The following is an 11,286-nucleotide window of genomic DNA, read 5'->3' as shown; positions in this document are numbered from 1 at the left end:
TAGTGTACTCAAAGTACAAATTTAAGTGAATATCCCTGTTGGGGTGATGGCCAGCGGTCCCCTCTCGCCATCACGACACCTTGCCATCCGTGGCGGTGTTCTAACCTCAACCATCCTTGTCATGGCCAGCGCATAAAGGCTAGGTTAAGGCCCAGGGTGGAGGCCGAGTAAAAAGAACTTGAGTATACTACGTATTTATGTTAGTCTAATGTCCAAAATAAGAAAAGATGCGTAATAAAGGGAGGAACAACCATGACTTCTCCATATGAAGAGTCTAACCGTGCAATCATCACGGTATTGGGTCGTGATCAAATAGGAATTATCGCCTGGGTCACTGGACGCCTTGCGGAATATCGGGTCAATATTTTAGATATTAGCCAAACAATCGTGAATGGATATTTCACGATGATCATGGTTGTAGATCTAGAACCAGCCACCTTGGAACTTGTCGCCCTAGCACGTACCCTAGATCAAGAGGGAATCGATAAAGGGTTACAAGTGAAGGTTCAACACGAAGACATTTTTACGTTCATGCATCGAATCTAACTAAAGAGATTCTTAGTAACTTTAGATATGGGATAGTGGAGGGAAATCATGACAATCACGTTTGCACGAGAGGAAATCCAACAAACGATTAAAATGATCCATGAAGAGAATCTGGACATTCGAACTATTACGATGGGAATTAGTCTGCTTGATTGTGGTTCAGAAGAAATTAGCCGGATGGAAACTAAGGTATATGATAAGATTACAAAATATGCTGGAAAATTGGTGGCGGTAGGTGAGCAAATTTCTGCACGGTATGGAATTCCTATTATTAATAAACGTGTATCTGTCACACCGATAGCGATCGCGGCTGCCCACTTAAATACCGAAGAGATGGTAAGGATCGCTAAAGCATTAGATCGAGCCGCACGCGAGTCGGGGATTAATTTTATTGGAGGCTTTTCTGCGCTGGTTCAAAAAGGCTTCACTGCAGGAGACTTGGCGCTGATAGATGCCATACCTCAAGCACTAAGTGAAACAGAATTTGTTTGCTCATCAGTCAATATTGGAACCACTAAAGCTGGGATTAACATGGATGCCGTGTTGAAAATGGGTAATGTGATTCTGAAATGTGCTCAACTTACGGCGGACAAAGATGGTCTTGCTGCCGCAAAATTAGTGGTGTTTTGTAATGCTCCTGAGGATAATCCCTTCATGGCAGGGGCTTTCCATGGTGTAGGAGAACCAGAAAGTGTTATTAATGTAGGTGTAAGTGGCCCTGGTGTTGTGGCTAAGGTAGTTAAAGAGTTCCCCGAAGCGGATTTCGGTGAGTTATCCAATTTAATTAAACAAACAGCCTTTAAAATCACTCGCATGGGAGAGTTGATAGGACGCGCTGCTTCAAAAATCTTAAATGTTCCCTTTGGGATTGTCGATCTTTCTCTGGCACCGACCCCTGCAATTGGAGACAGTGTTGCAGAAATTCTTGAAAACATGGGCCTTGAACGCTGCGGAACTCATGGAACAACGGCAGCCTTGGCATTGCTTAATGATGCGGTTAAAAAAGGTGGAGCAATGGCTTCGTCACACGTGGGTGGGTTAAGTGGTGCGTTTATACCTGTCTCGGAGGACGCGGGAATGGTCGAAGCAGTTGAAGTAGGGGCATTAACCCTGGATAAGTTAGAAGCAATGACCTGTGTATGTTCAGTCGGTCTAGATATGATTGCTCTACCGGGGGATGTAACTGCAGAAACCATTGCGGCCATCATAGCGGATGAGGCGGCAATTGGGATGATTAATAAAAAAACGACTGCAGTACGTTTGATTCCTGCAATAGGCAAAAAGGCAGGGGATAGAGTAGAATTTGGAGGATTGCTCGGTGGGGCACCTGTAATGGCTATACATCCCTTTTCATCAAGCATGTTTGTCAACCGTGGAGGTCGTATTCCTGCACCGATCATTAGCCTTACCAATTAAGACTAAGTCTCCTACAACAGACAGGGTTTCTCAACCGAGAGCCCCTGTCTGTTTTGGCGAGGTAAATAAAGGATTGCATGGCTTGCTGTATTTGGGTTACACTGTAGTCGTTAGATCAGCTTTTCGCCATCACGCTACTCTATAATCGAATATACTTCTTCGAGAATAGAGATTAGCCAATTTCCATTAGAACGGTAGATATTTCCTTTAGATTCGTGCAGGAATCTTTAGGTTTGTCTCGAATAGTATACTTTATAGTAAAAGCTTAATCCAGTTGTATGACATTGGAGCGGGGGATTATCATGGGGGTGAATCACGTGGCTTTTCACGTGTAGGGCTAACACCTACTGCCCGAATCCGTCAACTAACCTCGTAAGCTAAGAAGGGTGGATATAATTTGTTGGTTTCCTCATCTACTTGGAAGTGGTTGGGAAGCGTTACTTTGGCTGGCTTGCTTTTAGCAAGTAGTATTCCTGCATTGGCTACAACAGAAATTAAAACGACAACTATAGATCCCTCGAAGCCCGTGCTTGTAACTTCTGCTTCGACGCCCATAATGAAAGGGACCTATACTCAAGTCGTACGCAAGCAAATGCAATGGATTGCTAGTCCCGTGAAAGTTGTTGCTGAGGAAGTTGTTGCTTCCGAATCAGTTAACTCAGTTCCCTCTCCTAGTGCTTCAGTCACAGTTGCCCAAAAATTAACGGAGCCTAAAAAAGCAGAGCAAGTAGTGCAAGTACAAGTACAAGTGCTTGCTGATCAAGCTCCGAAATCTTCTATTGACAAGCCCGAACCGGTTCAAGTTGCAGCTGCCCCAAAACAACAGGTTTCTCGATCTGGGAGTTCTAATCTTGTGGATAATGCACTAAGCCTACAAGGCGTTCCCTATGTCTTTGGAGGTTCAAGCACTAAAGGGTTTGATTGTTCGGGATATACGCAGTATGTTTTTAAGGGTTCAGGAAGTTCATTGCCAAGAAGCTCCTATGATCAATTTAATGCAGGGTCATCTGTGAAACGCGAGAATCTTCAATTGGGTGATTTGGTGTTTTTCACCACGTACGCTAAGGGTCCTTCCCATGTGGGAATTTACATTGGCGGTGGAAGTTTTGTCCATGCGTCTAATAGTGGTGTGACTACTACAAGCCTTAGTGATAGTTATTATGCAGGTCGTTATCTAGGTGCACGTCGTGTGAACTAGCAGCTATTATTTAATCAAAAAACAACAGGAACTTAACGTTCTTGTTGTTTTTTGTTCGTTGAGCTATAGTCGACGAATTCTCTTGGATTATAATCGAGGTAACCAGGGAATGGGCTGATAGTTCGCACATTCTCCACCTGGTTTAACATTTGGAAAAAGAGGGTTTTGAATAAAAGAATCCGTGGTAGAGCATTGGTGAGTTCTCTTGTAGTAACATTTCCGACATAGTTCAACTCGATAATTTAGAATCATTTTAGGATTCTTCCTTTCGAAAATAGTCATAGATTAATGTGGCAGCATTCAGTGGTAATCCTGCCCCTTTAAGCTCATTGATACCTGCTTGTTGAATATCATCAAGGGATGGAAAGTGCCGTAACAGGCTTTGTTTGCGTTTTGGTCCGATGCCAGGAATGTTGTCAAGTGCAGAAAGAGTCATATTCTTAGCGCGTTGTTGGCGATGAAACGTAATGGCAAAACGATGGACTTCGTCTTGGATTCGAGTGAGTAAATGGAAAGCTGGATGGTTTTTGGATAAAGGCACCGCATTACCAGTGCTGTCAAGAAGTCCGTGGGTTTGATGTCGGTCATTTTTAACCATTCCTGCAACGGGAATGATTAAGTTTAAGCCTTGTAGAACCTTTAAGGCTGCCATAATTTGTCCTTTTCCGCCATCGACTAAGATTAAGTCAGGTAAGGGGCTTTTTTCTGATACTAACCTATTGTATCGTCTCATAATAACTTGCCTCATGGCAGCTGTATCATCCGATGTTTCCATGGGCAGGATTTTATATTTTCGGTACCCTCTGCGCTGCGGTTTACCCTCCATAAACTGAACCATACCGGCAACGGTTTGTGTGCCAGAGGTGTTCGAAATATCAAAGGCCTCAATTCTGCTCGGAACTGGAATGCCTAAAATCTCACCTAGTGTCGTTAAGGCTAATTGAATTTCACTTTGTTGTTTTATTTCCAGACTGATCTGATCGTGAAGGGTGGTCTGGGCATTTGTCATCGCCATTTGGATAAGGTCACGTTTCTTGCCTTTTTGAGGAATCGTAATGGGAAATAAATTGGTTAAGATCGTTGACTCTTGGGAGGGAAGTAAGATCTCTTGCGGCCAAATAGCGCGCTCGATGTAGAACTGTGCGACAAAAGAGACGAATGCTTCTGCTGGATCTTCATAATAAGGGAAGGTATAGCTATCTCGCGCTAGTAGCTTTCCTTGACGCAAATAAAAAACTTGAATACACATCTGATCCGTAGTATATGCGTAGCCTAAAACATCTCGGTCAATAAAATCATTGAGCGTGATGTTTTGTTTTTCCCCGAGTTGTTTTAAGTCTTCGATTAAATCACGGTACTCTTTGGCGCGTTCAAAATGGAGTGCGTTCGAAGAGCTTTGCATTTTTTCATGTAAAAGTTTGAGTATCCCACTTTGGTCTCCCTTGAGAAAGGAGGAAACCTCTTTGCGCATTTCTAAGTATATAGTAGGCAGAACTGCTTCGACACAAGGGGCTAGACATTGTTCTAAATGATAGTATAAACAAGGTCGAGCAAGGATTTGGCGACATTTTCGAAAGGGGAATAGACGATTGAGTAAGCGTGCCGCCTCTTTGGCAGCGGAAGAATTCGGATAAGGCCCAAAATACTTTCCAGTGCCCTTTTTCATTTGTCGTGTGACAAGGATCCTGGGGTGCTTTTCTTCTGTAATCATTATATAAGGGTAAGTTTTATCATCCCGCAAGAGAATATTGTACTTGGGATTGTGTTTTTTAATCAAATTGCATTCTAAAACAAGTGCTTCCACTTCAGACTCGGTCATGATATATTCGAAATCAACGATTTTGCTAACAAGTCGTTCAGTCTTACCATCATGCGAGCCGGTAAAATAAGATTTTACCCGATTTTTTAGTGTTTTAGCCTTACCGACATAAATTATCTGTCCTTGATTATCTTTCATCAGATAGACGCCTGGTTTTTCCGGCAGCAAGGTCAGTTTTTGTCGAAGTAGATCCATATTCCCCACCTCAATTATTATTCTAAAGTGTGGAATCATGAGATGCAAGTTTTAGATACATATCTTCATTAAAACGAACGTATACATGGCATAGAGGCTTTGTGTTAATTGACTAGCAATAGAATTCTAAATGGAGGGCGAAGGCATGGCAAATACTTGGGGAAGACCACCACGCAATGAACTTTGGCAAGATTTACAAGCTTTAGCCCTTTGGATTCTGATCATTGGGGTTGTTGGATATGTCTTATTTCCCAATTTTTTTAAGGATATCTACTTACATCTTTCTGATCCTGTTACTCAAACAACTGCCTTTAATGATCAATATACACTTAATAATTCAGTCAATACGAATACGAATTTACCAGATAATCAGGCTTTCTTTGGACAAGATTTTTCAAGTGTTTCCAATGCACTTTACCAGAATGGGAATAACGAAGTATCTTCAGGATATTGGGTCATCTTTGTCGCTGACGGAGAGTTTAAACAACTCTCTGTCAGCAGCGATTCGTATGCCTTTCTGCTTCGACTCATTGAAAGTGATCAAAAAGCTACGGGCAAGAGTACGATTATTTTATCGGCTAATGGTCAAATCCGCAAATATATTGTCAGCGAGGAAATCTATTCGATTATCACTAATATGGCCCTGATTGTGGGACGGGTTAATCCTTGACAAATAGACATCCCCTAACGGAAGAGGAGTTTGGCCCCAGCGGCCAAAAAGCCGATCCCCACGAGCTGCCATGGACTCCAAGGCATTCGACTCATGCCTAACAAACCAAAATGATCAATTAGGACAGCCATACTGACTTGACCAATAATAATTGCCGTTGTGGCATTACATACTCCTATTTTCGGGATGCTTACAGCAACAAGTCCAACAATGATGACACTAAGTACACCACCGAGATAAAGGAACCATGGAATAGAAGTCCAAGGGTGCTTAAGAAGTGGAGCGCGCCAGGCCAAAACTGTGATTAATGCGACCAGTGTACCAATGATGTGAACAACGAGCGTTGCAGAGATTAAGGACGTTTTCTGACTTAACGCTGAATTGATTGTGCCTTGGATGGCCATAGCGACGCCTGAGATTGTGGCGACTAAAAAAGGAAGAGAAAGAAATTTTGCCATTTTATGCCTCCCGAAAATATTTAATATAATGTGGGAAATGATATCCAGTTCCGCTAAGAAGTATCAGTATTCATTAGTTAGGTTGAGGGGAAAATGATATTATAACAAAACTATAAAAATGAAAGAGGTGGCGTCATGGACATCGATTACAATTTAGTGCAACGCGCCCAGATGCTACTTACGCTTGATCATCCACTTACACAGGTAAGAGATATTCTCTTAAGGGAAGGATATGAACAGGAACAAGTGGGCGAATTGATGGATGCTACTGAAGAAGTCTTAAACTATCTTGTTCCCCCTCAATATGATGAAAATAAAATTGGGATTGATATCTTACACCCTGGAGAAGAAAAATCTCAAGGTAGAAAACCGATGGTTGATATATTAATTGACAAACGATCTGGAAAAGTGGAGTTAATAACTCCCCACCAACCTGAAACTTGGCGTGTGGCCAATGAAGTCAGAAAAGCGATCAAACGCCAACGTCAAGCCATGAAATATTGTCACTGAGACTTAAGGGACTGTAAGCAACAAGATTGCTAGCAGTCTTTTTTCTTTATCATTCTTTATCTTTTCTCGTATTTTGATAATTATGTTATAATAGAAAAGGTAACAATTTCAGGAAAGAAGGGTCCAAATGGAATTAGATCCCATATTAAAAGGATTAGATGATGTACATGAGAAAATTGTTAAAAATTTACGTTTAAACCGCAATGACGGTCTTAAGCTTATAAGATCTACCAATTTACTTGGTCTAGGTTACCTAGCGAATGAACGTCGACGCGCTATGACCGGTGATCAGGTGTTTTATAATAATAATGCCCATATTAACTATAGCAATGTATGCAAAGTACGGTGTGGTCTTTGCGCCTTTGCTAAAGATCCTGGAGAAAAAGGATCTTATACGATGTCGATTGAAGAAGTGGTTCATAAAGCAGGGTATTTCGCGGATCAAGGAGTAACCGAGCTACATATTGTCGGTGGAATACATCCGGATCTTCCCTTTTCATATTACCTAGACATGATCCGCAAAATTAAAGATCGTGCTCCTCAAGTAAGTATCAAAGCATTTACTGCGGCAGAGTATGATTATTTTGCGCAGATAGCGAATGTGCCCGTTTTAGAAATTTTAAAAACGTTTAAACAGGCTGGTCTGAGCTTTATGACGGGAGGGGGAGCGGAAAATTTCAGCCCAAGAGTTCGTGACATTATTTGTCCGGGAAAACTGAGCGGTGAACGTTGGTTAGAAATTCATCGTCTCGCGCATCAATTAAACATTCCAACCAACGCTAACATACTTTATGGTATCATTGAGACGGATGAGGAATTGATTGATCACCTCTTAGCTTTACGTGCTCTGCAAGATGAAACTCAGGGCTTCTATGCCCTAATTCCGACGGCGTTTCATCCTAAGAATACGAAATTTGAAGATCTGCCTCAAGCAAGTGCTATTCGCACCTTAAAGGTAATTGCTGTCGCCCGCTTAATTTTAGATAATTTTCGTTATATTAAGGCGTATTGGATATCGTCTAGCCCTCAAGTCGCTCAAATGGCCCTCTCGTTCGGAGCCAATGATCTCGATGGAGTAGTTCGAGAAGAAAAAATCTACCATACAGCTGGTGCTTCCAGCCCGCAAATGCAAACAGAACTCCAGCTAATCAGCATGATTCATGAATTAGGTCTAGAGGCTGTTGAACGGGATACCTATTATAACGTTATAAAAACGCTTCAACCGCCATCATCAAGTCGGTAGAAGAGATAGTTTGTTAGCCAAGAGGTGAATAGAAATGGAAATCGCGGTTTTATCAGATACTCACTTACGTACCGGTAGAACTCTTCCCCGCTACGTCTGGGAACACTTGACTCACATTGATATGATAATTCATGCCGGTGATTTGACAAATAGAGGTTTAATTGATGAGCTGGCTTGTCTTGCTCCAGTTCGAGCTGTATGTGGGAATTGTGATGGCTGGGACGTTGTTTTACCAGAGCGTGAGATTGTGGAATGCGAGTCCATAAAAATCGGGATTATTCACGGGCATGCGGGTCGAGGAAAAAGTACCCCAGAACGTGCCTTAAATGCCTTTGAAGATTCTCCAGTTGATCTAATTGTCTTCGGACACTCTCATGTTCCTTTTATGGAATGGAAAAATGGCATTCTCATGTTCAACCCTGGTTCACCAACGGATAAACGGCGTGAGCCTCACTATTCCTTTGGACTATTAAATATTCAGCAAGGGCAGGTTGAAGCTAAACATCTTTATTTTTAAGTCCGGAGGAAATCATGAAACATCGCAGGAATAAAGTGAAACGAGAACATGGCATTATCCAAAATGCCCTATCATGGCTTGAAAATTTAAGCCGTCTTTCGGAGGTCACTGACATCATTCCCGGTGTAATAGATGTAAACCGTTCTTCAGAGCGAGGAATTGTCTATAAATATAAGACACAAACGGGATGTAAGCTTTTGCTTAAAAGTAATGGCTCCATTCAAGAAGCCTTTGTAGTCACCAAAAACCCAGAACGTATTCAGGAATGGGTAGAGCAGGAATTCCCCTCGGATTCTCCTGAGCCATCCTCTGAAGAAATTAGTTCAAATGTCCTATCTGAGGCTTCTAAAAAGAAGGTGGCTAAGGTTGCTTCAAAATCAGATATTCGATTGAAGGACAGCCCATCAGCTCCTCTCAGGAGACGACCTACGAAAAAGCGTCAACACAGTAGCGTTTTAAACTCTAGATTAAAAGATGTGGAGGAACTGAATCTAGCTGATCGCTTGGACAACTCAACGCTAAAGGCTTTAAAACATCTCAAACAATCTCTCGAAAACTCAAGCAACCAAACCTCCAAACCAAAGGTCAATAAAACTCCGCGAAAATAACAGCTTAAGACAAAATGTCCTAAGCTGTTTTTAAAGTAATGAGATTGCAATGAAAGTTTTGTTCAGTAAGGAGGTGTTTTTATGGAGGTAGGTGGCATATTAGCGCCAGGTACGATGAACAAGATCAGCCTTAAACAATGGCAACCTGGCGAACGGCTCCTAGTAGAAGTTGTTCAGAAAATTGGAGAAGGGCAAGGGACCATTCGCGTAAAAGGTCAAGATATCTTCGCAATTTTGCAAACATCGACTGAATTAGGCGATAAGTTCTGGGTCAAGGTAGGGGATATCAAAGATGGCAACCTGTTGTTGGTCCGAGAACCTTTGTCAGGGAAACAAGTGGATATTCCCGGGATTCCACAACAGTTGCAACAGTTTGCGGAGAGAGGGTTACCGAATAATATTGATATTTTAACTCTCCTTAAAACATTTCTAACTGCAAATACTGGTCTGCTCGGCACAGTGATGGCAAGTCTTAAAGGGTCAATCAGCGAAGACTTTATACTTAACTTTATAAAATCCATGCCGAAGTGGGAGGAGTTATCCGAAGAGAATGGTGCGGAAGAGCTAGTAGAGGGCCTGCGTAAACTTGGTCTCAACTATGAACAACGTATTCAATTAATGCTAAAATCAGATTCTCAAACGAAGGAAGCTGAGAAAAACAGCCTCAAAGAAACCTTAAAATATGCTCTGCTTCAAGCACTTCAGAGCCCGGAGGAACAAAATCCTGATGGTCCTGATAGGGAGTTAGCTCTGATGTTGCTCCAAAAAATAACCGGTCAACAGCTGTGGTTAAAATCGGGAGCTATGGACAATGCTTTTATGTTGCTTCATCTTCCTTTGTTTTATAGAGAAGACATTCTACCAGTACAGATAGCCATTGAAAGTGCACGTAAAGGATCTAAAATGGATGAGAAACATTGCCGAGTTGCCATCCAGATTGAAACTCAATCCCTCGGGGACATCGGGATTGACGCATATTTTAATCAGGATGTGCTCTCCTTCCATGTCCTCACCCGTGATTTACAGTTCTTACCTCAGCTGCTAGAGGAAGTCATGCCAGAAACAAAAGAAATATTTTCCAAACTAGGGTTTAATATTGGGAAGGTTGGCACAGCAGATTTAGATAAAAATCTTGAATTCCAGAACTTTCTAAGGGGTTCTCGGCGAAGTGGAGTGGATATTCAAAGATGAGCGAAAAGAAAGAGAAGAGCGAGAAGAAAGAGAAGAGCGAGAAGAAAGAGAAGAGCGAGAAGAAAGAGAAAGCCGCAGCCCTGGTGTATGACCAAACTGGAGCACCTAGGATTGTAGCAAAAGGGGTAGGAGAAGTCGCTCGAAAAATAATCGAAGCTGCTGAGGCAGAGGGTATTCCCATCCAAAAGAATGAAATGCTCGTTGAAGCTCTAATGCAAGTAGAGCTGACCAAAGAAATCCCGCCCCAGCTCTATCGTGCAGTAGCAGAGTTATTGGCATTTATTTATCGTTTGGAAAAAGCGAAATCACGCACAAGTTCCTCAAGCAGTCATACATAATTCGTAGAATGCTCCGCAAACTATTCCTAGTCGGAAAATAGGAAGGGCAGGAGGTCTCTATGAAGACATCATTTGAAGTCTTGAACAAAATTCTTCAGGGCGAGCATATGGCGATTGAACAATATCAGGCATGTATTGACGCGCTCCAGGATAGTCCACTGCGTAATCATCTCACGGCTATTCTCTCAGATCACAAAAAGCATGCAACTCGGCTATCTTATTACATTCAAACTAATGGGGGGCATATCAAAGAAGGCTCAGGGATGGTAGGAATGATTGCAGATTGGAAAACGCGTTTATCGAATTTAGGCGAAATATCGCCCAACCAAATGCTTGACCATCTTTATTCAGGGGAGGATAAGGGCTTAGCGCGAGCGGTCCAGTATTCGGAACAATCTTTAAGTAGCGCCGAAAAAGAGGTTTTGGCGCCCATCTTTTCGGATGAACGTGATCATCTTAAACAATTGCAAAATTTAAGAGATGGACAATTTGAACATTTACATTATTATCCTGATCGATGAATTCGCTTACATGAATTGAAGAACAAACGTTAAGTTCATAACACAAATAAAAAGCG

At 42.0% G+C, this 11,286-nt stretch carries 13 protein-coding genes and 1 riboswitch; of the genes, 11 read left to right on the top strand and 2 right to left on the bottom strand.

The features are described from left to right. Positions 1 to 252 precede the first annotated feature (252 nt). The 3 genes from ACYQ3Q_RS03025 (at position 253) to ACYQ3Q_RS03015 (ending at position 3,160) form a co-directional block, all read left to right on the top strand. On the top strand, positions 253 to 546 hold the full coding sequence (locus ACYQ3Q_RS03025) for an ACT domain-containing protein (protein WP_459927177.1): 294 nt from the start codon (positions 253 to 255) through the stop codon (positions 544 to 546). A 48-nt stretch (positions 547 to 594) separates the two neighbouring features. Next, a complete protein-coding gene (locus ACYQ3Q_RS03020) occupies positions 595 to 1,962 on the top strand; it encodes a PFL family protein (RefSeq protein ID WP_034141447.1) in 1,368 nt (455 codons plus the stop codon). A 252-nt stretch (positions 1,963 to 2,214) separates the two neighbouring features. Beyond that, a riboswitch (cyclic di-AMP (ydaO/yuaA leader) is annotated at positions 2,215 to 2,356 on the top strand. A gap of 3 nt (positions 2,357 to 2,359) precedes the next feature. After that, complete coding sequence (locus ACYQ3Q_RS03015) at positions 2,360 to 3,160, top strand: C40 family peptidase (protein WP_459927176.1); 801 nt, start codon at positions 2,360 to 2,362, stop codon at positions 3,158 to 3,160. A 253-nt stretch (positions 3,161 to 3,413) separates the two neighbouring features. On the opposite strand, the gene uvrC is transcribed toward ACYQ3Q_RS03015, so the two are convergent. Then, the gene (gene uvrC, locus ACYQ3Q_RS03010; protein WP_459927175.1) at positions 3,414 to 5,222 is read right to left on the bottom strand and encodes an excinuclease ABC subunit UvrC; all 1,809 of its coding nucleotides are present in this window, start codon (positions 5,220 to 5,222) and stop codon (positions 3,414 to 3,416) included. Between the two features lie 97 nt (positions 5,223 to 5,319). On the opposite strand from uvrC, the gene ACYQ3Q_RS03005 reads away from it, so the two are divergent. Then, on the top strand, positions 5,320 to 5,844 hold the full coding sequence (locus ACYQ3Q_RS03005; RefSeq protein ID WP_459927174.1) for a hypothetical protein: 525 nt from the start codon (positions 5,320 to 5,322) through the stop codon (positions 5,842 to 5,844). Positions 5,845 to 5,858: 14 nt separating this feature from the next. Here the strand turns inward: ACYQ3Q_RS03005 and ACYQ3Q_RS03000 are convergent, their stop codons facing one another. After that, complete coding sequence (locus tag ACYQ3Q_RS03000; RefSeq protein ID WP_459927173.1) at positions 5,859 to 6,302, bottom strand: DMT family transporter; 444 nt, start codon at positions 6,300 to 6,302, stop codon at positions 5,859 to 5,861. Between the two features lie 135 nt (positions 6,303 to 6,437). Here ACYQ3Q_RS03000 and ACYQ3Q_RS02995 point away from each other — a divergent pair, with 135 nt between their 5' ends. The 7 genes from ACYQ3Q_RS02995 to ACYQ3Q_RS02965 all read left to right on the top strand — a co-directional run bounded on the left by ACYQ3Q_RS02995 (position 6,438) and on the right by ACYQ3Q_RS02965 (position 11,230). Next, a complete protein-coding gene (locus ACYQ3Q_RS02995) occupies positions 6,438 to 6,812 on the top strand; it encodes a hypothetical protein (RefSeq protein WP_459927172.1) in 375 nt (124 codons plus the stop codon). A 127-nt stretch (positions 6,813 to 6,939) separates the two neighbouring features. Beyond that, positions 6,940 to 8,055 carry a CofH family radical SAM protein gene (locus ACYQ3Q_RS02990; protein WP_459927171.1) on the top strand — a complete coding sequence of 372 codons (1,116 nt, stop codon included), beginning with the start codon at positions 6,940 to 6,942 and terminating at the stop codon, positions 8,053 to 8,055. 34 nt (positions 8,056 to 8,089) lie between these two features. Next, positions 8,090 to 8,572 carry a metallophosphoesterase family protein gene (locus tag ACYQ3Q_RS02985; protein WP_459927170.1) on the top strand — a complete coding sequence of 161 codons (483 nt, stop codon included), beginning with the start codon at positions 8,090 to 8,092 and terminating at the stop codon, positions 8,570 to 8,572. Positions 8,573 to 8,586: 14 nt separating this feature from the next. Continuing rightward, the gene (locus ACYQ3Q_RS02980) at positions 8,587 to 9,180 is read left to right on the top strand and encodes a DUF2103 domain-containing protein (protein WP_459927169.1); all 594 of its coding nucleotides are present in this window, start codon (positions 8,587 to 8,589) and stop codon (positions 9,178 to 9,180) included. Positions 9,181 to 9,261: 81 nt separating this feature from the next. Then, on the top strand, positions 9,262 to 10,371 hold the full coding sequence (locus ACYQ3Q_RS02975; protein WP_459927168.1) for a hypothetical protein: 1,110 nt from the start codon (positions 9,262 to 9,264) through the stop codon (positions 10,369 to 10,371). Further along, the gene (locus ACYQ3Q_RS02970; protein WP_459927167.1) at positions 10,368 to 10,709 is read left to right on the top strand and encodes an EscU/YscU/HrcU family type III secretion system export apparatus switch protein; all 342 of its coding nucleotides are present in this window, start codon (positions 10,368 to 10,370) and stop codon (positions 10,707 to 10,709) included. Before ACYQ3Q_RS02975 ends, ACYQ3Q_RS02970 begins: the two co-directional genes overlap by 4 nt. Before the next feature lie 59 nt (positions 10,710 to 10,768). Further along, positions 10,769 to 11,230, top strand: coding sequence for a DUF2383 domain-containing protein (locus ACYQ3Q_RS02965; RefSeq protein ID WP_459927166.1), 462 nt, complete (start codon positions 10,769 to 10,771; stop codon positions 11,228 to 11,230). Positions 11,231 to 11,286 lie beyond the last annotated feature (56 nt).

This window comes from Desulfosporosinus burensis (assembly GCF_054657535.1).
This window is presented reverse-complemented; position numbering and strand designations above follow the sequence as displayed.